Source organism: Rhizobium sp. P38BS-XIX, assembly GCF_012641435.1.
Classification (GTDB): Bacteria; Pseudomonadota; Alphaproteobacteria; order Rhizobiales; family Rhizobiaceae; genus Rhizobium.
In genome coordinates this window covers 952,774-975,700 of the sequence record NZ_JABAIJ010000001.1, presented here as the reverse complement: position 1 = coordinate 975,700, position 22,927 = coordinate 952,774, and the positions used below count along the sequence as shown (strand labels likewise).

Genomic DNA, 22,927 nt, shown 5'->3' with positions numbered 1-22,927 from the left:
ACGGCTATCGGACAATCCAGTAAAATATCGCGAGGCCTCTCGGCTGCAGCAATCAGCGGTTGTCCGTTGATCAAATATCCAGAGCTTCGGCGAAGGCGGCGCGCTCCTGAATGAAGCGGAAACGGGCGTCGGCCTTGGTGCCCATCAGGTTGTCGACCGCATCTCGCGTTCCCTCGAAATCCACTTCATCGATCTCGACGCGCAGCAGGGTGCGTTTGGACGGATCCATCGTGGTTTCCTTGAGCTGCGCCGGCAACATTTCGCCCAAGCCTTTGAAGCGGCTGATTTCGACCTTGCCTTTGCCCTTAAACTCGCTCTCCATCAATTCGAGACGATGAGCGTCGTCTCGCGCATAGATGGATTTCGAGCCCTGGGTGATCTTGTAGAGCGGCGGTACCGCCAGGAAAAGGTGGCCGCCACGGATCAGCTCCGGCATTTCCTGATAGAAGAAGGTGATCAGCAGCGAGGCGATGTGCGCACCGTCGACGTCGGCATCGGTCATGACGACGATGCGCTGATAACGGAGATCTTCCTCGCGATATTTCGTGCGGGTGCCGCATCCAAGTGCCTGCACCAGATCGGTGATCTGCTGGTTGGCTGAAAGTTTTTCGCGGCCGGCGCTTGCGACGTTGAGGATCTTGCCGCGCAGCGGCAGGATCGCCTGATTGGTGCGATTGCGCGCCTGCTTGGCTGAGCCACCTGCCGAATCACCTTCGACCAGAAACAGTTCGGCGCCTTCAGATGTATTCTGCGAACAATCGGCCAGCTTGCCCGGCAGGCGCAGCTTGCGCACGGCGGTCTTGCGATTGACTTCCTTTTCCTTGCGGCGGCGCATGCGCTCATCGGAGCGCTCGATCACCCATTCCAGCAGCTTTTCAGCTTCGGCCGGATTGTCGGTCAGATAATGGTCGAAGGGATCGCGCAGTGCATTTTCGACGAGGCGTTGAGCCTCGACCGTTGCAAGCTTGTCCTTCGTCTGACCGACGAACTCCGGTTCGCGGATGAAGATCGACAACATGCCAACGCCCGAAATCATCACGTCGTCGGTGGTGACGTTGGCAGCGCGCTTGTTTTGCGTCAGCTCGGCATAGTTCTTCAGGCCCTTCGTAAGGGCTATGCGTAGACCGGCCTCGTGGGTGCCGCCTTCGGGCGTCGGAATGGTGTTGCAATAGGAGTGAACCTGCGGGTCGCCGCCATACCAGGTAATTGCCCATTCAAGCGAACCGTGGCCGCTTTCCTTTTCCGATTTTCCAGCAAAGATCTCGCGGGTAACGGTAAACTCGTTGCCCATCGTGGCCTTCAGATAATCCTTCAGGCCGCCGGGGAAGTGGAAGACTGCCTTTTCGGGAACGTCAGCGCCTTCCGGCGCGAGTTCCGGATCGCAAGTCCAGCGAATCTCTACGCCGCCGAACAGATAGGCCTTGGAGCGGGCCATGCGGAAGACGCGCGCCGCATCGAAACGGGCGTGATCGCCGAAGATCTGCGGGTCGGGATGGAAGCGGACGCGTGTGCCGCGACGGTTATGGACGTCACCCAGCTCTTCCAGCCCGCCGACCGGCAGACCGCGCGAAAAGCGCTGGCGATAGAGCTTGCGGTTACGCGCAACCTCGACTTCCAGATCGTCCGACAGCGCGTTGACGACGGACACGCCGACGCCGTGCAGACCACCGGAGGTCTCATAGGCCTTGCCGTCGAATTTGCCGCCGGCGTGCAGCTTGGTCATGATCACTTCGAGCGTCGACTTGCCGGGTACCTGCGGGTGATTTTCCACCGGAATGCCGCGACCGTTGTCGGTGACGGTCAGGTAGCCTTCCTTGTCGAGGTAGACTTCGATGAAATTGGCGTGACCGGCGACGGCCTCGTCCATCGCGTTGTCGATGACTTCGGCGAAGAGGTGGTGCAGCGCCTTCTCGTCGGTGCCGCCGATATACATGCCAGGGCGCATGCGCACCGGCTCAAGCCCCTCGAGAACACGGATGGAGCTCGCGCCATATTCCTCGGCAGAGGATGTCGCCGGAGCAGCGCGGGCGGCAGGGGCCGCCGCAGGTTTTTCCGCCTTCACCGCAGGTTTTTCCGTTGCCTCAGGCTTCGCGGGGCGAGGTAGTCCGGAGAAGAGATCGTTGCTGTTGTCCATAGAATTTCAAACTGCTCAGATTTTTGTTCTGGTGGGGCCAGACCCCTTTTATTATCGCATTTATGGCCGCTATTCGCGAATCACCGCGATTTTGCCAGAAACGGCGCACAAGAGCGATGGCGCCCCATGAGGGCCAATTTAATATAGAGATTTGCGTTGCCGGGTGACGAATGGCAACCCCGATGGCCGATTTGAGGAAGTATCCGCATGCGAATGTCCACAGCTCATTTATCCATTCTGGCCGCAATCTCGACAATTCCGCTTCTTTTGACAGCACCCGGCGCTTCGGCGGAGATGCTGAAGCCGTTCAAGGACGATCTGTTTTCGAACCAGACCATCCTCGAAAATCATGACAACGGTGCGTTTCAGACGATCGATTATCAGGAAATGCGCGACATTAACGGCCGGGACCAGATCCCGGAAAAGCGCGTGAAGCCAGCCTATGTCGATACCGGCGTTCGCTGGAAGGCACAGGAAGACGAGACGCTGCAGCTAGCCGATCGCAAGGTCGATGTCACGCGCATAGGCCCGGCGTCCAAACAGGCCTTTACCGTCATCTTCATTCACGGACGAGGCGGGGACAGGCGGCTCGGCTCGAGCGACTATACGTTTGGCGGCAACTTCAACCGGCTGAAAAACCTCGCCTATAAGAATGGCGGCACCTACTATGTCCCAAGCGTCAAAAGCTTCGACAGCAACGGCGTTGCCGACATTGCTGCGCTTATCCGTTATTCCTACGAGCAGTCGGGCGGCAAACCCGTCATCCTGACCTGCGCCTCCATGGGCAGCTTCATCTGCTGGGGCATTACCCGCGATATCGAAAGCGTCAAGCGCCTCAAGGGTATGGCGATCCTCAGCGGCGTCACGGATCCGGATTTCACCAAGAGCGCTTTCTACAAAGCCAAGCTGCCGCTTTGGTTCACCCATGGCAGCAAGGATCCGGTCTATGCCGCGGCCGACCAGCAAGCCCTGTTCGAAAAACTCTATAAGGCGCATTACCCCACGCGGTTCACGCTTTTTGAAACCGGAAATCATGGCACGCCGGTGCGTATGACCGACTGGCGCAAGGTGCTGAACTGGATCGTCGATCCACAGGCATCGTGAATTTTTCGCCTCGATCGAATTTATTTTCCAGATAAGTATTTTTCAAACGATTTGAACCGGTTTCGGCCCTTCTCGATAACTTTCCTTTGCTCCACAGTTTTGTTAGTCCGACAGGTGGAACAAGGGGGAGAGCATCGGAATGACGAAGACCGTACGGCCGCTTTTGGCCGGAAACTGGAAGATGAACGGCACGCGCGCGAGCCTGGACCAGATCAAGGCGATCGCCGATGGCGTCAAGGCGCCATTATCCGAAAAGATCGATACGCTTCTTTGCCCCCCGGCCACATTGCTCTACGTCGCAACGGCGCTTTGCGACGACAGTCCCCTGGCGATCGGCGCCCAGGATTGCCATCAACAGGTCAGCGGCCCGCACACCGGGGATATTTCGGCCGAGATGATTGCCGATTGCTTCGGCACGCATGTGATCGTTGGACATTCCGAGCGGCGGCGCAATCATGCGGAGAGCGATATGCTGGTGCGCGCCAAGGCAAGTGCCGCGCACGAGGCCGGCCTGACCGCCATTATTTGCCTCGGCGAAACCGCCTATGAGCGCAATAGCGGCCAAACGCTGGATGTGCTGAAGCGCGAACTGGCAAGCTCCGTGCCGGAAGAATCGACTGCGGAATCGACCGTGATCGCCTATGAACCCGTATGGGCGATCGGCAGCGGCCAAATTCCGACACGCGAAAACATCGCGGAAGCCCATGAGTTCATCCGCTCGGAACTGGTCGCGCGTTTCGACAAGGCGGGCGCGAATATGCGAATCCTCTACGGCGGATCGGTGAGTGGCGCCAATGCACGCGACATTCTCGATATCCCGAATGTCAACGGCGTTCTCGTCGGTGGCCAGAGCTTGAAAGCGGTCGATTTCCTTGCCATCTATGCCGCATTCGAACGGCAGTTCGCCTGAAGGACCCTTTTGCCGGGAATTCCAGCCTCAAAGGGGCTTGGAATAGGCGAGAGCCTCATGTAAAGAGCCGCGAGCTTTTCTTTTTGATGCCCGCATGCGGGCAGGACTGGACCTATGCAAACCGTACTGCTTGTCATCTATCTCATGATTGTTGTCGCGCTTATCGGCGTGGTGCTGATTCAGCGCTCTGAGGGCGGCGGTCTTGGCATCGGCGGCGGATCGGGCTTCATGTCCGCACGCGGTACGGCCAACGCGCTGACGCGGACCACGGCCATCCTGGCCGCGCTCTTCTTCGCGCTAGCGCTCGGCATGAACGTGCTGTCGCGCTTCGAGGCGCGTCCGACCGACATTCTGAACCGCATCCCGAGCACAGCCGGCCAGGGCAACGGCATTCTCGATTCGCTTGGCGGCCAAAATGGTTCCGCGCCGGCAACGAGCCAGCCGAAGCCGGCTGACAGCAATGGCGTTCCGAACAGCGGCGCTGTCGCTCCGCAGTCGCAGGCAACGCCACCTGCCACCACGAACCAGCCGGCTGCTACTGCGCCTGCTCAGCAGGCTCCGACCACGACCGGTCAGCAGACCGCGCCGGCGACGACGACCCCTGCGCCTGCCCAAAGCGGCAGCGACGTTCCGACCAAGTAAGACTGGTCGCTGAAATCATCCCCGGCAGGTCTTCGGATCTGCCGGTTTTGTTTTGTCCATATTCCGTCTTGTGCGTCCAAAATTCCGGAAACGAATTTTAGGGCTAGCGGAATCATTTGTTAAAAGGTATCCGGTGACTCCCATGGCGCGATATGTATTCATCACTGGCGGCGTGGTTTCTTCTCTCGGAAAAGGAATTGCGGCCGCGGCTCTCGGAGCGTTGTTGCAGGCTCGTGGTTATCGAGTCCGCCTGCGCAAACTCGACCCCTATCTGAATGTGGACCCGGGCACCATGAGCCCGACCCAGCACGGCGAGGTCTTCGTCACCGACGACGGTGCGGAAACCGACCTCGATCTCGGCCACTACGAGCGCTTTACCGGTCGCTCGGCCACGAAGACCGACAACATCACCACCGGTCGCATCTACAAGAACATTATCGACAAGGAACGCCGCGGCGACTATCTCGGCGCGACCGTTCAGGTCATCCCGCACGTCACCAACGAGATCAAGGATTTCGTGGTCGAAGGCAATGACGAGTATGATTTTGTCATCTGCGAGATCGGCGGCACCGTCGGCGACATCGAAGCGATGCCCTTCATGGAAGCGATCCGTCAGCTTGGCAACGACCTGCCGCGCGGCACGGCGATCTATGTTCACCTGACGCTGATGCCCTACATTCCGGCGGCCGGTGAATTGAAAACCAAGCCGACCCAGCATTCCGTCAAGGAGCTGCAGGCACTCGGCATTCATCCCGATATCCTGCTGGTGCGCGCTGATCGCGAGATCCCAGAAGCGGAGCGTCGCAAGCTTTCGCTGTTCTGCAACGTCCGTCAGTCCGCAGTCATCCAGGCGCTCGACGTTTCGAACATCTACGACGTGCCGATGGCTTACCACAAGGAAGGTCTCGACAACGAAGTGCTGGCCGCTTTCGGCATCGAGCCGGCTCCGAAGCCGCGCCTCGATCAGTGGGAAGAAGTCTGCAACCGTATCCGCACGCCGGAAGGCGAGGTGACCATTGCCATCGTCGGCAAGTATACGGGCCTCAAGGATGCCTATAAGTCGCTGATCGAAGCGCTGCATCACGGCGGCATTGCCAATCGCGTCAAGGTGAACCTCGAGTGGATCGAATCCGAGGTCTTCGAACAGGAAGATCCGGCGCCTTACCTGGAAAAGGTTCACGGCATTCTGGTGCCGGGCGGCTTCGGTGAGCGTGGTTCGGAAGGCAAGATCCTGGCGGCTCGTTTCGCACGTGAGCGAAAGGTGCCGTATTTCGGCATCTGCTTCGGCATGCAGATGGCCGTCATCGAAGCAGCGCGCAACCTTGCCGGTGTCGAACATGCGTCGTCGACCGAGTTCGGTCCGACGACGGAGCCGGTGGTCGGCCTGATGACGGAATGGCTGAAGGGCAACGAGCTGCAGAAGCGCACGGCAGCCGGCGATCTCGGCGGCACGATGCGTCTGGGCGCCTATAAGGCCGCTCTGAAGAAGGGCACGAAAATCTCTGAGATCTACGGCTCGACCGACATCTCGGAGCGTCACCGCCACCGTTATGAAGTCAACATCGACTACAAGACAAAGCTGGAAGATTGCGGCCTGACCTTCTCCGGCATGTCACCGGATGGTGTTCTGCCGGAGACGATCGAATATGCCGACCATCCGTGGTTCATCGGCGTTCAGTATCACCCGGAACTGAAGTCGCGTCCGCTTGAGCCGCATCCGCTGTTTTCGAGCTTCATCGAAGCGGCGACGGAACAGAGCCGGTTGGTCTAAGATCCGAAAATCGCTTGCGGTAGTCGCTTGGGCTGACCGCAAGCCTCTCTCGAAAATGATGGCGCATGGTGGTGAGCGACCCAAAACCGCTCGCCGCGGCCACATCATCCAATGAAATGGCCGTTTGCTTCTCAAGAAGATCGCGGGCGCGCCGCAGCCGCTCGCTGAGCAGCCATTCCCCCGGCGCCATGCCGGTGGTCGCCTCGAAACGGCGCTGGAAAGTCCTCACGCTCATGCCAGCCCGCGCGGCAAGTGCCGCAATCGGCTGTTCCTCCTGCAATCGCTCGCGCATCCACTCAAGCAATGGCCCCAGGTCGGGCTCCCTCGCGCTGTCTGAGAACCGGCGTCTCGATATACTGTGCCTGGCCACCCTCGCGATGAGGCGGCACCACGAGACGGCGGGCGACGCTGTTGGCGATATCGGGTCCGAAATCCCGACGCACGACGTGCAAGCAAAGATCGATAGCCGCGGCGCTGCCGGCCGCCGTCAACACCTTGTCTTCGTCGACATAGAGAACCTCCGCGTCGACCGTGATGTCGGGATATCGAGCCGCGATAGAATCGACATAACGCCAATGGGTCGTCGCCTTGCGGCCCGCAAGCAGGCCAGCGGCGGCAAGGACCGCGACGCCGGAGCAGAGCGACATGATGCGTGTGCCGCGCTCGCTGGCGGCTTGCAATTCCGCAATCAGCGCGTCGGGAACCGGGGTGCCGATGCCGCGCCAACCCGGCACGACAATCAGATCGGCCTCGGCAATAATCTCCAATCCATGATCGACCGCAACCGTGAGCCCGCCAGCAGCGCGCAAGGGGCCGGCCTCAATGGCGCAGGCCGAAAATCGATACCAGTCTTCACCCATCTCCGGGCGCGGCAAACCGAAGATTTCGTAGGCGACGCCGAATTCGAAGGTGCATAGCCCGTCATAGACGAGCGTGACGACATGCGGACCCGTCAGATCGATGATGTTTTCGTTTGGCATGATATTGACGCTATATGGCATTTCGGCCAATTTCAATCACAGGATTGCTCAGGCATGAATGCACCGAACCAAAGAAGGAGCGTTCCATGTCTCTCGTTAGTGAAATCCCCACCGCGCACCCAAGCCTTGTCGCCGAGCATTACGCAAAGAGGCTTGGTTTCGAAACGGATTGCTCAGACGTCTATCAGTCGATGACCTCAGGCAATGTCGATTTCGTTCTGCTCGATGTTCGTGGCCCGGCGCTGTTTCAGGCACAGCATATTCCCGGCGCGATCAACCTGCCGCACGGCAAGATGACCGCGCGCAAGATGGCGGATTGGCCGAACGATACGCTGTTCGTGGTCTATTGCGCGGGGCCGCATTGCAACGGCACCGACAAGGCGGCGCTGCGTCTCGGCACGCTTGGCAAGCGCGTCAAGGTGATGATCGGCGGCATCACCGGCTGGGCGGATGAGGGCAATCCGCTGGACGTGGGCTGATAGGACAAGAAGCAAATCCGGCGAGTACCGGCTTTGCTCATTTTTGCGACACTGCAGAAAAACTTGGCATCTACGTCATTTGGCTGTCGCGCCGTCCCCCGTTCCGTGGCAGTCTGTCAGTAAGCATAACGGGAACAAAAGTATGATCCTAAATCCATTCGACGATAGCGTGGAACGGCCGAGGGCCAAAATCGCTTCGACCTTCGCGTTGCTGATCGCGTTCAATATCGCCGCGTGGATCTGGGCCTGGCTGGCTTTTGCAGACAGGCCATCGCTTTTGGGCATTGCCTTTCTCGCTTATATGTTCGGCCTTCGCCATGCCTTCGATGCCGATCACATCGCCGCGATCGACAACGTCGTGCGAAAATTAATCCAGGAAAAAAAGCAGCCTCATGCAGTCGGCTTCTTCTTCTCGCTCGGTCATTCCTCGATCGTCATCATCGCCTCGATCCTGATCGCAGCAACGGCAGCGGCAATGCAGAGCCAGCTTGATTCCTTTCATGATATTGGAGGCGTGATCGGCACGACGGTCTCGGCCCTGTTCCTTCTGCTGATCGGCATTGCCAATCTTTTTGTCCTGAAAGGCGTGTGGTCCGCCTTCAAACGCGCACAAAGAGGCGAAAGGATCGCCGAGGAAGACCTTGATGCGCTGCTTGTCGGCGGTGGTTTTCTGGCCCGCATCTTCCGGCCGATGTTCAAGGTCGTGACCCGCTCCTGGCATATGTATCCCATCGGCTTTCTCTTCGGTCTCGGCTTCGACACCGCGACGGAAATCGGGCTTCTCGGCATTTCCGCCGCCCAGGCAGCACAGGGAATGTCCTTCTGGACGATCCTCATCTTCCCGGCGCTGTTTACCGCCGGCATGTCCCTGATGGATACGCTTGACAGCACCCTGATGACGGGCGCTTACGGCTGGGCCTTCGTCAAGCCGGTCCGCAAGCTCTGGTACAATCTTACGATCACCGCAGCCTCCGTCGTCGTTGCTATCTTCATTGGCGGGATCGAGGCGCTTGGGCTGATCTCGGACAAGCTTGGTCTTCAAGGCTGGTTCTGGAGCTTTATTGGCGAACTCAATGATAATCTTGCCAATTTCGGCTTTGCCGTCGTCGGCATTTTCCTGTTGAGCTGGCTGATCTCGACCGTGCTTTACAAGGCACGTGGCTATGACAACTTGCGGATCAATCATCCCTGACGCATCATCGCACCCAAAGATTTGGAATGTCGTGACTGGGAATCGCCATCTCGCGCCCCAGATACGTGCGATGAGGGCCATATTCATGATCAAGATCGGCAATTTTCTCCCGACCGCGCTTACTGCAGCTGTTTTGTCTGCCGTCAGCACCGATGCGGTCTTTGCGCAAACCGCAGGAAATTGCTCCTTGCAGCCGGCCGTCAGCGCGGAGCGGCAGACCTTGAACTGCCAGCCCGGCCTCAGCATCACCCTGGAGCGCGGCGCACATTACCGTCTGGCGGACCGGAATCATGATGGGCAGGTCGATGCCATCGTGCTCAACGGCAAGGCGGTCCTGGTCGATGTCGACAGCAGCAAGGTCAAGGGCGGCTTCGAAGTGGTGACGCCACAGGCGATCGCAGCCGTTCGCGGCACACAATGGGCTGTCGACGTACAGCGCGGCAAGACTTCGGTGTTGGTCCTGCGCGGCCGTGTCGCCGTCAACAAGGTGTCGACCGGACAAGGTGTCACGCTCGGCAAAGGGCAGGGCATCGATGCCGACAGCGGCCGATCTTCTCTGCGGGTCATAAGCTGGGCACAACAACGCATCAACGCATTGATGACGCGTCTCGGCCAGTGAGATCCTGACGCCCATGCGCAGACCTCCGTTGCAGACGCTGATCGCGCTTGTATTGACCGCGCTCTGGGGCCTCGGTCTCGGCATCACGCATCTGCACGGCGACATTCCATTTGTCGACGGAGCCGAGGCGACGCTGACCAATCTGAGGGATACGATCGGCGGACGCCGGCAGCCGCCCGATCTTGTTACAATCGTCGCTATCGATGACGATACGTCCCGCGTTGCAGAGCACTATCCGCTGCCACGCGCCACACTCGCCAAAATCATCGACGCGATTTCGGCTCTAGGGCCGAAAGCCCTGGCGCTCGACGTGCTTCTGGTCGATCCAGGCGATGAGGCCGGCGACGCCGCGCTGGAACAATCGCTCAGACGCACCAATGCCGTCCTCGCCGCCGCCGGCATCTTTCCTGAAAGTCATCAGCGGGTGACAGATACCAGCAAGGAACCGCTTGCACGGGTTCCAAGCGCTCTGCAATTTATCGAGCCGCAACAACGCTTTGCCGCTGCCGCGAGCTACGGCGTCGTTAATGTCCAGACCGACAAGACGGGAACGCCGCGTTTCGTGCCTATGCTGTTTCGCAGCGGCGATCGCATCGAACCCTCCTTCTCGCTGCGGGTCGCATCCGCTGCGACAGGCGAGCAGGCTGCCGTCATTTCCGATCAGATCAAGATAGGCAGCCATTCGGTCCATACGGATACCGGCTATCTGATGCCACTATCCTTTTACGGTCCGCGCGGCACGATTCGCACCATCAGCGCCAGCGCGGCTCTCAGCGGGCATCTGCCGGAAGACGCGATCAGGGATCATATCGTCGTCATCGGCGCGACGGTCACGGGCGGCGGCGATGTTTTCCCGACGCCTTTCGATCCGGTATTGCCGGGCGTCGAGGTCGTCTCCACCTCGATCACGCACCTGATCGCAAAGGACGGGCTTATCCGCGATCTCGGCGTGCGTTATCTGGATCTATACTTCGCGGTCGGCATGCCGCTCGTCATTGTCGGCCTGCTCGCCTGGCGGCGCAACACGATCGGTTTGGTCATGGTGTTTTGCGTGGTCGCCGCCTGGCTGGCAATCAATATCAGCGCTTTCAAGCATGGGATCTGCTCAGTGCCGCCTTGCCGATCGCCGCGACGGTGCCTCCCGCGCTCCTCTTCGGTGCGACGCAGCTTTGGCTTGGACGCCGGCAGGCGGGCCGTCTCGCCGAGCAGAGCGAGCGTCTGCAGCGCATCCAGGCACCGGGACTTGCCGAGCATCTGGCCCGCGATCCGGGTTTCCTTGCCGAGCCTGTGCATCAGGAAGCAGCCGTTGTCTTTATCGACATCAACGGTTTCACCGGTCTCAGCGAAACGATCGGCCCTGCTGCCGTGCGGGAACTGCTGAACGGGTTCTATCATCTTGTCGATGAAGAGGTGACGGCCACCGGCGGCGCCATCACCAGTTTCATGGGTGACGGGGCAATGATTCTTTTCGGCCTGCCGCAACCGAAACACACTGACCCAGCCAACGCAGCCCGTTGTTGCATTCATCTCGCCGATCGAATGAGAGGCTGGCTCGTGACATTGCCGGAGGCGACCGCCTCGCGCATAGGCTTCAAGATCGGCGCGCATTTCGGCATGATCGTCGCATCGAGGCTCGGGGACGGCGACCGTCAACAGATCACGGCCACGGGCGACACCGTCAATGTTGCCAGCCGCCTGATGGAGGTTGCTGCCCGAAATGGTGCGGAGATCGCCATCAGCAACGACCTCTTGCATGCGGCCGGTCGTGACAGCATTCCTTTTATGGAAGGCAAGCTTGACGGCCCGCTCGATGCGAGCTTGCGTGGCCGAGCCGGCACATTACCCATCTGGCTCTGGCGTAGCTGATCATTCCGTCCCAGGCACGCCGATGCGGCCGCGCCTAAGCGCGACCGCACTGGTTTCAAATGTTTCAAGCCGCCTTTGGCACAGGGCCGACGTAGCGCGACTGCGGGCGGATCAGGCGGCCATCGAGCGTCTGCTCACGCGCATGCGCGATCCAGCCGATGGTGCGTCCGATGGCAAAGACGCCGGTAAAGGCGTTGCGCGGAAAACCAAGAGCATCCAGCAACAGTGCGGTGTAATATTCGACGTTGGTTTCCAGCGGACGATCGGGTTTGCGTTCGTGCAGCAGGGCGAGGGCTGCGGATTCGATTGCCTCCGCTAGCGCGATGCGTGCCTGATCTGCCTGTCCGCTGGCGAAGATGGGCTTCAATACGGTTTTCAGCGCATCGGCTCGTGGATCGCGGACACGGTAGATGCGATGGCCAAAGCCCATCAGACGCTCGCCGTGGTCAAGCGCGTGCGATAGCCAGGCGCGGGCGTTTTCAGGCGTTCCGACGCCATCGAGCATATCGAGGACGGGTCCGGGCGCGCCGCCATGCAAAGGACCCTTCAGCGCGCTGATCGCGGCCAGGACAGACGATGTCAGGCCGGCATGGGTGGAGGCGATGACGCGCGAGGCGAATGTGGACGCGTTGAGCCCATGATCCGAAATCGTCACAAGATAGGCATCGAGCCCTGCCGTCTGTTCGGCTGACGGCACACGGCCTGTCAACATGCGCAGAATATCGGCCGACTGGGAAAGAGACGCATCCGGCTTCAGCGGCTTATCGCCCTTCTGCATTCGCAGCACAGCCGGAAGAAAGACTGCCGGCGCCGCCATAAGCTTGATGGCATCTTCAAAATTCTCGCCGTCCTCGACTCGAGCCAGAAGTGCGCGCATTGCATCGACTGGTGGCAGGGCAAGCAAGACGGCATCGGCTGCCTCGACATGCTGAAATAGCGCGACACGAGCCGCGCCAAGCCGCACGCGAATGGAATCCGCATCGACGTGTTCGTCAAACAGGCCATCGAGCAGCAGAGCCGCGACATCTTCAAAGCGGCTGGTGGCAACCAGATCATCGAGCGATACGCCACGTATGATCAGGCGACCGGTAGCGCCATCGACGTCGGATAGCTTGGTTTCTGCGGCAATGACGTCTTCAAGACCACTTTTCATTACAGTTCTCCTTTGACTATCCATTTAGATCGGGCCTATTCCTATTGACGTCAATCTTGATGCAAATGATCAATATGAGGACCGATGAGCTGGCTGACGGCAGAGCAGGCGCTGGATCTGCTGGGAACGAAATCACAGACGCTTTATGCCAATGTCAGCCGTGGCCGCATCCGCGCGAAGCCTGATCCGGCGGACACACGACGCAGCCTCTATTTTGCGGATGATGTGAAGCGGCTGGCGAGCCGTCATGCCGGCCGCCGCAAGACGGAGGCTGTCGCTGCCGAAGCTATCCAATGGGGCGATCCTGTTCTTCCCTCGGCGCTGTCGACGGTTTACGGCGGGCGGCTCTTTTATCGAGGCCAGGATGCGGCACTCCTCGCCGAGACGGCAAGCCTGGAAGATGTCGCGGTGCTGCTCTGGGATATGAAGCGGCCCTTACGGTTGGAGGCAGAGGAGGTGGGACGGAGGCATCCTTCCTTGAATGCGGCTTTCACCGCACTTGCCGAGCGCATCACCGGAGACCTTCCGTCCCTAGGCCGTTCGCTGCCGGCCCTCCAGAATGAAGCGGAAAGCGTCCTTTCAACCGTCGCCGACATGCTTGCGCCCGGCGCTGCCAATCGTCCTATACATGAACGTCTTGCTCTTGCCTGGGGCCGCCCGGATGCCGGCGAGATGATACGACGTTGCCTCGTGCTGCTTGCGGATCATGAGCTGAACGCTTCGACCTTCACGGCACGAATCACAGCTTCCGCAGGTGCGACACTATCTGCAGCGACCCTTTCCGGTCTTTCGACATTGACAGGGCCGCTGCATGGCGGTGCCTGGCAAAGCGTACGTTCGCTCATCGCGCGGGCGGCTACCATGGGTGCGGAAGAGGCTGTCCGCAGCTATCTGTCGGAGGGGCGACCCTTGCCCGCTTTCGGCCATCAGCTTTATCCGGATGCCGATGTGCGTGGCGTATCCCTGCTGGATTGCCTGACGCTGCCACCTCTGTTTTCAGCGGTGCGCGAGATCGGTGAGCAGCTCGTCGGCGAACGCGTCAATGTTGACTTTGCACTGACGGCGATGACGCATGCATATCACTTGCCGGAGGACGCGCCGCTGATCATCTTCGCGCTCTCGCGCAGTGTTGGATGGCTGGCTCATGCGATGGAGCAGGCGACAAGCGGCCGCCTCATCCGGCCGCGGGCACGCTATATCGGGCCGCCGGTTCAGTAACTTCATTCACACCCGCACCGGCATATTCAGCCAAATCACTGTAAGGTGATATGGCGCGGCGTCGTTTCAACATTGCGTCAACCGTCAGCTCCGGCCGACGGCTCCGGTATCGTGATTTGTCAAATCAATCCATCCGATAACCAGCTTGCGGCTGAGGATGAGACGGATCGTGGCCAAGGCAATCAACCCCACAGCAATGTTGGCGGCTACGAACAGAACCGGCGCGAGCTGCGCGATGGGACCACCATCACCACGCTCGATCAGCCGCATCGGAGCAGCGGCCAGCGCGGTGGCACCGAACGAAAAGGCCCAGTAGGCCGGACTGAACGATTCCTTTGTGATCCACGGCAACAGGCGAATCATGATGAGGGCCTGCAAAATGGCATAGCCAAGCATCGCGTGGACGAGGATGTCAGCTGGTCCCTGTGTCACGCCGATATAAGCGAGCGCGCCGACGGCCGGCGGCGCGAGTTGAATGCCGAGTGTGGGTCGCAGCGTCGGCGGCAGTGCCGGGCCTGTCAGCAGGCGGTGGAGCAGGGCTGATTCGATCGCCAGCCATGCAAAGAACCCGGCGCCGAAGAAAAGCTGCCCCCATTCGGGTAAGCCCAAAGCCGCACTGACGATCGCGGTCACGAAGCTCCCCGCAACGCTCGGCAGATAGAGCACGGCTGTCGTTGCGGCAACATCGCGTTCACCCTGCCAGAGGCCGCCGGTGCGCCAAACGGAAAAAGCAAGCGTATAGGCAGCACCAGCAAGGAAGATGGTTTCGGCAGCAATACGCGAATAGGGCAAAATCCCTCCAGCCGCCAGCATGGTGGCGACGCCGATCAGGCCGATGAAGCAGCACTGGACCGGGTGGGTCACCTCCTTGAGACCTTCGCTTCGGATAATGATCCATTTCAGGGCATAGAGCACGAGGAGAACCAGCCATACGGTGAGCGTGACAAAGGTGAGCACCTCGCCGATTATTGATGGCAGTTGCCAGATGCGCGCGCCGACACGCCAGGCATTGGCAAGCCCGGAAAGGCCCAACACCATGCCGAAGAATGCAGCCGGAATGAGTGGCAGTTTCAAAGACGTAGCCATGTGCCCCCTTCGACGCCTCGTGGCAGGCGGCGTCCAGTGAAAGATCCTGTCAAAACCGGAACGATGGATTGCAGCACAATCTTACCTTGAAAATCGAGAGGTGCTGAGCATTATTTTGTCGGCCAACCACTTAATTTCCAGGGTAAAAGAGTGTGTGAAAATATCGGCCTGATCCCGTCTGGCGACATTGCCGGGCATTGGAAGCCGGCTTTATCCCTCGCCGATATCACAGATGCGTGAACGGGCCGATTTTTCGACGCTGTCGCGCTCATGCATAGCTCGCCCGTCATTTGTTCATTGGAAAATATTGCGAAATGTCTTTAAGGAGTATTCAAAACGATTAAAACCGTCCTAGGAGACTGACATATGCAAATCGGAATGATTGGCCTTGGCCGTATGGGCAACAACATGGTGCAGCGCCTGATGAGGGACGGCCATACTGCTGTTGTTTTCGATGCGCGTCCGGAAGGCATTGCAGCGCTCGAACAGCTCGGCGCAACCGGCAGCAAGTCACTCGAAGATTTCGTATCAAAGCTCGCCAAGCCGCGCGTCGTTTGGCTCATGCTTCCGGCAGCTATTGTCGACCAGGAACTGGCGACGATCGTTCCGCTGCTGGAATCGGGCGATATCGTCATCGACGGCGGCAATTCTTACTATCATGACGACATCCGTCGTGCCGAGGAGCTGAGGTCCAAGGGCATTCACTATGTCGACGTCGGCACCAGCGGCGGCGTTTTCGGCCTTGAGCGCGGCTACTGCCTCATGATCGGCGGCGAAAAGGAAACCGTCGAGCATCTCTCGCCGATCTTTGCAACGCTGGCTCCCGGCATGGGCGACGTAGCGCCATCGAAAATGCGCTCTGAAGAAGCCAGCAAGACAAGCACGGCGGAGCAGGGTTACCTGCATTGCGGCCCGTCCGGCGCCGGCCACTTCGTCAAGATGGTCCATAACGGCATCGAATATGGTCTGATGGCTGCGTATGCCGAGGGCTTCAACGTTCTGCGTCATGCCAATATCGGCAAGCAGGACGCCGAGAAGGACGCTGAAACGGCACCCCTCTCGCATCCGCAATACTATCAGTATGATCTCGACATCGCCGACATCAGCGAAGTCTGGCGCCGCGGTAGCGTCATCACCTCGTGGCTGCTCGACCTCACTGCCGACGCTCTGCACGGTGACGCCGCGCTGTCGCAGTATGCCGGCCGCGTATCTGACTCCGGCGAAGGCCGCTGGACGATCTCGGCCGCGATCGACGAAGGTGTTCCGACGCCGGTTCTCAGCGCCGCGCTTTATGGCCGCTTCGCTTCGCGCGGCAACGACGATTATGCCAACAAGGTTCTTTCCGCGATGCGCGCCGGCTTCGGCGGCCATCACGAGAAGCCCGTGAAGTAATCACCTCGACGATTTGGTGCATACAAAAAAGCCGGGAGGGTCAAACCTCCCGGCTTTTTCTTATCCAGATTGGAAGTTGATCGGCCGGAAGGCGGATCGCGGAGCCGCTTAACCCAGAAGATCAGGCCGCAAAAGAAGGACGGGGCAGGGTGCACCCGCCGCCAATTCGGGGGCGTGCGGCGGACGGACGATCAGGCAATCGGCGCGCGAGAATACCTTCATCATTGAGGAATCCTGCTTTGGAAACGGCTCGGCGAGCCATTCGCCATCCTCAGCCCTCGTCAACGTGGCGCGCACATAATCCTGGCGCTGGTCGTTCGGGGCAAGAGTGATTGCAGCATGCGCCTGGGCTTCTCGCTTAACAGGCGGGAGCGAGGCGAGCTTGCGGATCAGCGGCTCGAGAAAAAGCACACCGCAGACAAGGCTGGATACGGGATTGCCGGGAAGCCCCAGCACATGCATGTCGCCGAGGCTGCCGACCATCAGCGGCTTGCCCGGGCGCATGGCGATGCGCCAGAAATCCAGCTGCATGCCGGCGGCAATCATCGTTGCCTGCACCAAATCATGGTCGCCCACGGATGCGCCTCCGAGCGTCACGATAATATCGGCTTTTGCGACCTGCGCGCGGCCGATGGCAGCCGTGATGTCATCCTCGTTGTCCGCGACGATGCCGAGATCCAGAACGTGAGCGCCGGCATTGCGTGCCAGGGCCGCGATACCGAACGTGTTTGACGCGACGATCTGCGCCGGGCCGGGAACACTGCCGGGCGTCACCAGCTCATCGCCCGTCGCAAGGATCGCGACCAGCGGACGACGATAGACATCGAGCGTGGCGTGATTCATGGCCGCGGCGACCGTGAGCCGGGTGAAATCCATCACCGTGCCGGCGGGCAATACGACCTCATCCTCGAGAAAATCCTGACCGCGAGGGCGAACATGCTGCCTCTGGCGCATGGGATAGGTCGTGCGAATGCGATCGCCATCCAGCTTCTCGGCGTCCTCCTGCAAAAGCACCGAATCGGCGCCGGCAGGAACCGGCGCGCCCGTGAAGATGCGAACCGTCTCGCCCTTGCCAATGCTGCCTTCGAAGGCATGACCGGCGGCAGAGGCACCGATCACTCGGAACTCTGCGCCGGGTGCTGCGGCATCCTCAAAGCGCAGAGCGTAGCCATCCATGGCGGAAGCGTCAAAAGGCGGCTGCGTCAGCCGCGCTGCCAGACCCTTTGCCAAAACCCTGCCTTCGGCCATGTCGAGCGCCACGTTCTCGAACCGATGACGTGGCGTCGCGCTGTCCAACAGACGCGACAGAGCTTCGGCGACAGGTAACAAGCTCATGCTTCAGGCCCCCGGGTGGCGGAAATCTCCCGACTTTCCGCCGGATTTTTCCAGTAGCGTAATGCCACCGATTTCCATGCTTCGATCTGCAGCTTTCGCCATGTCGTAAATCGTCAAACAGGCAATGGAAACCGCCGTCAGCGCTTCTATCTCCACACCTGTGCGGCCGGTCAACTTTGCCGTTGCCGTAATGCGCAGACCGGGCAGGCCAGCATCCTCGACAATATCGACGGCAACCTTGGTCAGCATCAGCGGATGGCACAGAGGGATGAGATTGGAGGTCTGCTTCGCGGCCATGATCCCCGCCAGCCGTGCGGTGCCGATCACATCGCCTTTCTTGGCGTTGCCTTCGCGAATCAGCGCCAGCGTCTCCGGCTTCATCCTGACATAACCGCCGGCCGTGGCGCTTCGTGCCGTTTCAGCCTTGTCGCCGACATCGACCATATGTGCCTCGCCCGAGGCGTCGATATGGGTGAGACCGGTTTTATCGGTGCTCATCTTACTCGGCCGCCAGTACGCCGGCTTCACCGTTGAGCAACAGCCGCGTTGCCGCAGTCACATCGTCCTTGCGCATCAGGCTTTCGCCGACGAGGAAAGTGGAGATGCCGGCAGCTTCAAGGCGCTTGCAGTCGTCGTGGGTGAAGACGCCGCTTTCGCCAACCAGCAGACGTCCCTCGGGCACCATGGCGGACAGGGTTTCGCTGACGGTAAGGCTGACCTCAAAGGTCCGCAGATTGCGGTTGTTGATGCCAATCAATGGAGAGGACAGTTTCAGCGCCCGTTCCATTTCCTCCGCATCGTGAACTTCGACCAGCACGTCCATGCCGAGACCGAAGGCTTCGTCCTGAAGGCGTTGCGCATCGTCATCCGACAGCGACGCCATGATGAGGAGGATACAGTCGGCTCCCCAGGCACGGGCTTCCTGAACCTGATAGGTATCGAACATGAAATCCTTGCGCAGGGCCGGCAGCGAACATGCAGCCCGGGCCGCGGTCAGGAATTCAGGCGCGCCTTCAAAGCTCGGCGTGTCCGTCAGCACCGAAAGGCAGGCTGCGCCACCGGCCTCATAGGCCTTTGCAAGCGCCGGCGGATCGAAATCCGGACGGATCAACCCCTTCGACGGGCTTGCCTTCTTGATTTCTGCAATGAGACCAAACGTGCTGGCATTCTTCTTTGCCAGCAGCGCTTTGTGAAAGCCACGCGGTGCGGACTGGCCAGCCTGCATCGCCTTGAGATCGGCAAGGGAGACCTTAGCCTTTGCGGCTGCGATTTCCTGGCGCTTGTAGGCTTCGATCTTTTGAAGGATATCGGTCATAACGTTCTGAACCTATTCTTCTTCGTTGGATACGGCGACGAGCTTCTCCAACGCGGCCGCAGTCGCGCCGCTATCGAGCGACTGAGCCGCAAGTCTCATGCCATCATGAAGCGTTTCTGCCTTGCCGGCAATGACGAGGGATGCCGCAGCGTTGGCAAGCGCAATGTCCCGATAGGCATTCTTTGCACCGCCAAGTACCGCACGTAGTGCTGCTGCATTGGCCACGCCATCTCCGCCCTTGAGATCGGCGAGGTTCGCATGCTGCAGACCGAAATCCGCCGGCGTCAGCTCGAAGGTGCGGATCTTGCCATCCTCGAGTGCCGCGACCAAGGTCTTGCCCGTCGTGGTGATTTCATCCAGACCGTCGCCATGGACCACCCATACGCTCTCGGCGTTGAGGTCTTTCAAAACTTCGGCGAGCGGAACAATCCATTGCGGTGCAAAGACGCCGAGCAGCTGACGACGGGCGCCAGCCGGATTCGACAGGGGGCCGAGCAGGTTGAAGATCGTGCGTGTGCCGAGTTCGACGCGGGAAGGGCCGACATGGCGCATGGACGAATGGTGCAGTTGCGCGAACATGAAGCCGATACCGGCCTCGCGAATGCAGCGTGCAATCGTCTCCGGCCCGATATCGAGCTTGATGCCCAATACGGATTGCGTGTCCGCCGTTCCAGCCTTGGAGCTCTGGGCGCGGTTACCGTGCTTGGCGACCGGCACGCCCGCGCCGGCGACGATAAAGGCCGCCAGCGTCGATATGTTGTAAGTCCCAACGCCGTCACCGCCGGTGCCGACGATATCGATCGCATCGGCGGGCGCCGATACCGGCAGCATTTTGGCGCGCATCGTGGTCACCGCACCGACGAGCTCGTCGACCGTTTCACCACGGATACGCAGGGCCATCAGGAAGGCACCGATCTGCGACGGCGTCGCTTCGCCGGACATCAGGATTTCAAATGCCTGCCGCGCTTCATCTCGCGTCAATGTCTCACGATTGGCGACCTTGGCGATTAAAGGTTTCAATTCGGCCATCGACTATCAATCCTCCCGACCGGGTCTAGCGGGACATCGCCTGATCGGCGAGGTTCTGATTGACGGTTACGGCATATCTCGACTGCAGCTGGTTCACCATCTGGTCGAGGATGTCGTCGCCGGCAGCGTTGGCGATCTGCGCAACCTGCTGATCGTCGTTGCTCAAAGCATCCGTCGTCGGGTTCTCATTGACGTCGGTGACCTTCAAAAGGATCTGCGTCGTGTCATCCGCGCCCACGGAATTGGCAACGGTGTCAACCGGGCCGGAGAATGCCGCAGCAATCCCGCCGCGGCCCAGAACCGGGTCATCGGTCGAACGCAGAATGTTCGTCTTGTTTTCGACGGCGATGCCCAGCGGCGCTGCGATATCGGCGAGCGACTTGCCCTTCTGTGCTTCCTGCTTCAGCTCGTTTGCCTTGGCGGCGAGAGCAACCTTCTGCTGTTCGGCAGTCCAGTCGGCGACGGCCTTTTCGCGAACATCGGCGAGCGTACGGTCGTGGTCGGGCGTGATACCGAGAACGTCATACCAGATGTAACCATCGTTGCCGACCGTCAGCGGCGCGGGGTTGCCACCCTGTTCGGCCTTGAACACTTCGGATAGCAGCTGCTGGCGAACCGGCAAATCCTTCACTTCGTTGCCGCTTTGGTCGAGACCCGTCGCATCGATGGCATCGACGCTTACCAGCTTCAACTTCAGCTGCGTCGCGGCGTCCTGCAGCGAGAGACCGGAACCGCGCAGATCCTCGAACTTGTCGTGAACGCTGGTAATCTCGTTGGCCGCATTGCTGAGCGCAATCTGCTTGCGGATATCTTCCTTGACGTCGTCGAAATTCTTCGACGTTTCGTCCTTCACGTTGGTCACGCGTAGGATGACGGGCCCGAAAGAGCCTTCGACGACGGGCGTCGTGCCGCCTTCCTTGGTTACGCCAAAGGCGGCATCGGCAATCGCCTTGTCCGGAACCTGATCCTTGTTGAACGTACCCAGCAGCACGTCGGACGGCTTCTTGCCCTGGTCGGAAACGAGCTGATCGAAGGTCGTGCCGGTCTTCAAGGCATCCGACGCCGCGTTGGCGAGATCCTTGTTGGCGAAGGTCAGCTGCTCGATCGTGCGCGTTGCCGGCGTCTTGAAGCTGTCCTTGCGCTGGTCGTATTGCGTGCGCACTTCCTCATCCGACACGCTCGCCGTATCGGCGAGATCTTCGGCCTGCAGCTTTACATAGGCAAACTTGCGATATTCGGGAGCGCGGTATTTCGACTTGACGCCATCGAACCATTTGGAAAGCACATCATCGGCCGGAGCCTTGACGGGATCGATGTTCGCATTGGTCAGCAGCAGATAATCGATGCTGCGGTTCTCGTCATGATACTGCTTGACGGCATCGACCAGGACCTTGGGAGCAACGAAGCCGTTGGACACGGCTTCGACGATCTGGCCGCGAATGGCAACCTTGCTGCGCTCCTTGATGTAATCATCCGGCAGGATGCTGCTGTTGCGCAGCAGCGAGTCGAATTTCTGACGATCGAAGGAACCGTTTGCCGCCTTGAAAGCCGGATCGTCACCGATCAGCTTCGCCAGGCGATCCTGGGAAAGGCCAAGGTTCATGTCGGCGGCGAGCTGGTCGAGCGAAGCGCCGGCCACGAGCTGAGCAACGGTCTGCTGACCGATGCCGAAGGCGCGGGCCTGATCGGGCGTGACCTGCATGCGCAGCTGCTGGCTGATCGCCTGGATCTGGCGGCGATAGGCGAGGCGGAATTCATTGGTATCGATGTGCTGATCGCCCACCGTGACCACGGTGTTGCTGTTACCGCCGGTAATCAGCGAGCGCTCGACGCCCCAAACGCCGAAAGCCGCCGCCAGAAGAAGCAACAAACCCTTGGCAACCCAGGTCTGGGCGATTTTTCTCAGGACATCGAACATCGGAAAGCAAACCTCGTCAACAATACGTCTTCACCAGCAGGTGAAACAATCGAAGTTCCTTAGAACAATCCGAACCGGAATTGAAGAGCCAGAGGGGAAATCCCCGACCGCTGCGCAAAAGTGCCGGAACCTTTGCCGCGTGTTAGCGTTCTACCGGCAAGAAAACACAAGGAGCACCCGATGGCAGAGACGAAATCAGCTTCCGCCCAAACATCTTCAGCGCGAGCACAAACGGAGATGGCGATGGAAGATTTGACCTCGCAGGTTGCCGCGTTGCGCGAAGATTTAACCCGGCTATCCCAGAGCGTGGCCGCGGTCGGGCAGGGGGCAAAGTCCGTCGTCGCCGAAGAGGCGCAGGAATTTACAGAGCAGTTGCGCGAAAGAGTTCGCGAGGAGCCGATATTCATGGTCGCCGCTGCCGCAGGTATCGGCTATCTGATCGGGCTTCTGACCAGACGCTAGTTTCAACGCCGAACTCAAAAACGGATCGAGCGAGCCCCACGCGCTCATTCGTGACGCCAAACTGCCGAAAAGGCGCGGACGATTCGTCCGCGCCTTTTCAATTTTCCGTCCCTTTTCAATTTCCTAGCGAGACTTTTCAGGCAAAGACGGGCGCAAATACTTCTCCGCTGTGCTCCGGACCATCGCGCTCCATATCCCGTTACCTCCGAGTGCGACATCTTTGCGACACCCCCTGCGACATCTTCGACCATCGCTATTTCTTAATCGCGAACCCCTTGTATCGCATGGGCGCTTACTATACGTAGCAGTAATTATAAGGTTG

18 protein-coding genes and 2 pseudogenes are annotated in these 22,927 nt (G+C 59.8%); 11 read left to right on the top strand and 9 right to left on the bottom strand.

Features of this window, described 5'->3' with window-relative positions; translation table 11 throughout:
* Nucleotides 1-70: 70 nt before the first annotated feature.
* Entirely contained in the window at nucleotides 71-2,134 is a 2,064-nt protein-coding gene (parE, locus tag HGP17_RS04735) for a DNA topoisomerase IV subunit B (RefSeq protein ID WP_168806364.1), read from the bottom strand.
* A gap of 207 nt (nucleotides 2,135-2,341) precedes the next feature.
* Here parE and HGP17_RS04730 point away from each other — a divergent pair, with 207 nt between their 5' ends.
* From HGP17_RS04730 to HGP17_RS04715, 4 genes are all read left to right on the top strand, one after another.
* Nucleotides 2,342-3,238, top strand: coding sequence for an alpha/beta hydrolase (locus HGP17_RS04730; protein WP_168806362.1), 897 nt, complete (start codon nucleotides 2,342-2,344; stop codon nucleotides 3,236-3,238).
* Between the two features lie 139 nt (nucleotides 3,239-3,377).
* Nucleotides 3,378-4,148, top strand: coding sequence for a triose-phosphate isomerase (gene tpiA, locus HGP17_RS04725; protein WP_168806361.1), 771 nt, complete (start codon nucleotides 3,378-3,380; stop codon nucleotides 4,146-4,148).
* 114 nt (nucleotides 4,149-4,262) lie between these two features.
* Nucleotides 4,263-4,790, top strand: coding sequence for a preprotein translocase subunit SecG (secG, locus tag HGP17_RS04720; protein ID WP_168806360.1), 528 nt, complete (start codon nucleotides 4,263-4,265; stop codon nucleotides 4,788-4,790).
* 142 nt (nucleotides 4,791-4,932) lie between these two features.
* Complete coding sequence (locus tag HGP17_RS04715) at nucleotides 4,933-6,561, top strand: CTP synthase (RefSeq protein ID WP_168806359.1); 1,629 nt, start codon at nucleotides 4,933-4,935, stop codon at nucleotides 6,559-6,561.
* Here the strand turns inward: HGP17_RS04715 and ftrA are convergent.
* Nucleotides 6,524-7,562 (bottom strand): annotated as a pseudogene (ftrA, locus tag HGP17_RS04710) (transcriptional regulator FtrA). The gene HGP17_RS04715 and the pseudogene ftrA sit on opposite strands and share 38 nt — an antisense overlap.
* Before the next feature lie 65 nt (nucleotides 7,563-7,627).
* Here ftrA and HGP17_RS04705 point away from each other — a divergent pair.
* The 4 genes and pseudogenes from HGP17_RS04705 to HGP17_RS04690 all read left to right on the top strand — a co-directional run bounded on the left by HGP17_RS04705 (nucleotide 7,628) and on the right by HGP17_RS04690 (nucleotide 11,697).
* On the top strand, nucleotides 7,628-8,020 hold the full coding sequence (locus tag HGP17_RS04705) for a rhodanese-like domain-containing protein (RefSeq protein WP_168806358.1): 393 nt from the start codon (nucleotides 7,628-7,630) through the stop codon (nucleotides 8,018-8,020).
* A gap of 142 nt (nucleotides 8,021-8,162) precedes the next feature.
* Nucleotides 8,163-9,212 carry a HoxN/HupN/NixA family nickel/cobalt transporter gene (locus HGP17_RS04700; RefSeq protein ID WP_168806357.1) on the top strand — a complete coding sequence of 350 codons (1,050 nt, stop codon included), beginning with the start codon at nucleotides 8,163-8,165 and terminating at the stop codon, nucleotides 9,210-9,212.
* Between the two features lie 85 nt (nucleotides 9,213-9,297).
* A complete protein-coding gene (locus HGP17_RS04695) occupies nucleotides 9,298-9,831 on the top strand; it encodes a FecR domain-containing protein (RefSeq protein ID WP_168808085.1) in 534 nt (177 codons plus the stop codon).
* 13 nt (nucleotides 9,832-9,844) lie between these two features.
* Nucleotides 9,845-11,697 (top strand): annotated as a pseudogene (locus HGP17_RS04690) (adenylate/guanylate cyclase domain-containing protein).
* Nucleotides 11,698-11,761: 64 nt separating this feature from the next.
* On the opposite strand, the gene HGP17_RS04685 reads toward HGP17_RS04690, so the two are convergent.
* The gene (locus HGP17_RS04685; RefSeq protein WP_168806356.1) at nucleotides 11,762-12,850 is read right to left on the bottom strand and encodes a citrate synthase/methylcitrate synthase; all 1,089 of its coding nucleotides are present in this window, start codon (nucleotides 12,848-12,850) and stop codon (nucleotides 11,762-11,764) included.
* An 84-nt stretch (nucleotides 12,851-12,934) separates the two neighbouring features.
* On the opposite strand from HGP17_RS04685, the gene HGP17_RS04680 reads away from it, so the two are divergent.
* Nucleotides 12,935-14,068, top strand: a complete 1,134-nt coding sequence (locus HGP17_RS04680; RefSeq protein ID WP_168806355.1) for a citrate synthase — start codon at nucleotides 12,935-12,937, stop codon at nucleotides 14,066-14,068.
* Between the two features lie 84 nt (nucleotides 14,069-14,152).
* Here HGP17_RS04680 and tehA read toward each other — a convergent pair whose 3' ends face one another.
* Nucleotides 14,153-15,154: a dicarboxylate transporter/tellurite-resistance protein TehA gene (gene tehA / locus HGP17_RS04675; protein ID WP_168806353.1), complete on the bottom strand. Its 1,002-nt coding sequence runs from the start codon at nucleotides 15,152-15,154 to the stop codon at nucleotides 14,153-14,155.
* 366 nt (nucleotides 15,155-15,520) lie between these two features.
* Between tehA and gnd the strand changes: the two genes are divergently transcribed.
* The gene (gene gnd / locus HGP17_RS04670) at nucleotides 15,521-16,546 is read left to right on the top strand and encodes a phosphogluconate dehydrogenase (NAD(+)-dependent, decarboxylating) (RefSeq protein WP_168806351.1); all 1,026 of its coding nucleotides are present in this window, start codon (nucleotides 15,521-15,523) and stop codon (nucleotides 16,544-16,546) included.
* 108 nt (nucleotides 16,547-16,654) lie between these two features.
* Here gnd and glp read toward each other — a convergent pair whose 3' ends face one another.
* The 5 genes from glp to HGP17_RS04645 are packed head-to-tail and all read right to left on the bottom strand — an operon-like array spanning nucleotide 16,655 to nucleotide 22,143.
* Complete coding sequence (gene glp, locus HGP17_RS04665; RefSeq protein WP_168806349.1) at nucleotides 16,655-17,881, bottom strand: gephyrin-like molybdotransferase Glp; 1,227 nt, start codon at nucleotides 17,879-17,881, stop codon at nucleotides 16,655-16,657.
* A 3-nt stretch (nucleotides 17,882-17,884) separates the two neighbouring features.
* Nucleotides 17,885-18,379 (bottom strand): cyclic pyranopterin monophosphate synthase MoaC, encoded by a 495-nt coding sequence (gene moaC / locus HGP17_RS04660; protein WP_168806347.1) that lies wholly within the window; start codon nucleotides 18,377-18,379, stop codon nucleotides 17,885-17,887.
* A gap of 1 nt (nucleotide 18,380) precedes the next feature.
* Complete coding sequence (gene trpC / locus HGP17_RS04655) at nucleotides 18,381-19,196, bottom strand: indole-3-glycerol phosphate synthase TrpC (RefSeq protein WP_168806345.1); 816 nt, start codon at nucleotides 19,194-19,196, stop codon at nucleotides 18,381-18,383.
* A gap of 12 nt (nucleotides 19,197-19,208) precedes the next feature.
* Nucleotides 19,209-20,225 carry an anthranilate phosphoribosyltransferase gene (trpD, locus tag HGP17_RS04650; RefSeq protein WP_168806343.1) on the bottom strand — a complete coding sequence of 339 codons (1,017 nt, stop codon included), beginning with the start codon at nucleotides 20,223-20,225 and terminating at the stop codon, nucleotides 19,209-19,211.
* A 25-nt stretch (nucleotides 20,226-20,250) separates the two neighbouring features.
* Nucleotides 20,251-22,143 (bottom strand): peptidylprolyl isomerase, encoded by a 1,893-nt coding sequence (locus HGP17_RS04645; protein WP_168806341.1) that lies wholly within the window; start codon nucleotides 22,141-22,143, stop codon nucleotides 20,251-20,253.
* A gap of 180 nt (nucleotides 22,144-22,323) precedes the next feature.
* On the opposite strand from HGP17_RS04645, the gene HGP17_RS04640 reads away from it, so the two are divergent.
* Nucleotides 22,324-22,605 carry a hypothetical protein gene (locus HGP17_RS04640; RefSeq protein ID WP_168806339.1) on the top strand — a complete coding sequence of 94 codons (282 nt, stop codon included), beginning with the start codon at nucleotides 22,324-22,326 and terminating at the stop codon, nucleotides 22,603-22,605.
* The last annotated feature ends 322 nt before the right edge of the window (nucleotides 22,606-22,927 follow it).

Bases quoted from the DNA above. Each gene is read 5' to 3' on its own strand.
- HGP17_RS04730 (WP_168806362.1), top strand. From the start codon at position 2,342: ATGCGAATGTCCACAGCTCATTTATCCATTCTGGCCGCAATCTCGACA.
- HGP17_RS04640 (WP_168806339.1), top strand. From the start codon at position 22,324: ATGGCAGAGACGAAATCAGCTTCCGCCCAAACATCTTCAGCGCGAGCA.
- tehA (WP_168806353.1), bottom strand. From the start codon at position 15,154: ATGGCTACGTCTTTGAAACTGCCACTCATTCCGGCTGCATTCTTCGGC.
- trpD (WP_168806343.1), bottom strand. From the start codon at position 20,225: ATGGCCGAATTGAAACCTTTAATCGCCAAGGTCGCCAATCGTGAGACA.
- HGP17_RS04680 (WP_168806355.1), top strand. From the start codon at position 12,935: ATGAGCTGGCTGACGGCAGAGCAGGCGCTGGATCTGCTGGGAACGAAA.
- secG (WP_168806360.1), top strand. From the start codon at position 4,263: ATGCAAACCGTACTGCTTGTCATCTATCTCATGATTGTTGTCGCGCTT.
- HGP17_RS04685 (WP_168806356.1), bottom strand. From the start codon at position 12,850: ATGAAAAGTGGTCTTGAAGACGTCATTGCCGCAGAAACCAAGCTATCC.
- HGP17_RS04715 (WP_168806359.1), top strand. From the start codon at position 4,933: ATGGCGCGATATGTATTCATCACTGGCGGCGTGGTTTCTTCTCTCGGA.
- tpiA (WP_168806361.1), top strand. From the start codon at position 3,378: ATGACGAAGACCGTACGGCCGCTTTTGGCCGGAAACTGGAAGATGAAC.
- moaC (WP_168806347.1), bottom strand. From the start codon at position 18,379: ATGAGCACCGATAAAACCGGTCTCACCCATATCGACGCCTCGGGCGAG.
- HGP17_RS04645 (WP_168806341.1), bottom strand. From the start codon at position 22,143: ATGTTCGATGTCCTGAGAAAAATCGCCCAGACCTGGGTTGCCAAGGGT.
- parE (WP_168806364.1), bottom strand. From the start codon at position 2,134: ATGGACAACAGCAACGATCTCTTCTCCGGACTACCTCGCCCCGCGAAG.
- gnd (WP_168806351.1), top strand. From the start codon at position 15,521: ATGCAAATCGGAATGATTGGCCTTGGCCGTATGGGCAACAACATGGTG.
- HGP17_RS04705 (WP_168806358.1), top strand. From the start codon at position 7,628: ATGTCTCTCGTTAGTGAAATCCCCACCGCGCACCCAAGCCTTGTCGCC.
- HGP17_RS04695 (WP_168808085.1), top strand. From the start codon at position 9,298: ATGATCAAGATCGGCAATTTTCTCCCGACCGCGCTTACTGCAGCTGTT.
- trpC (WP_168806345.1), bottom strand. From the start codon at position 19,196: ATGACCGATATCCTTCAAAAGATCGAAGCCTACAAGCGCCAGGAAATC.
- HGP17_RS04700 (WP_168806357.1), top strand. From the start codon at position 8,163: ATGATCCTAAATCCATTCGACGATAGCGTGGAACGGCCGAGGGCCAAA.
- glp (WP_168806349.1), bottom strand. From the start codon at position 17,881: ATGAGCTTGTTACCTGTCGCCGAAGCTCTGTCGCGTCTGTTGGACAGC.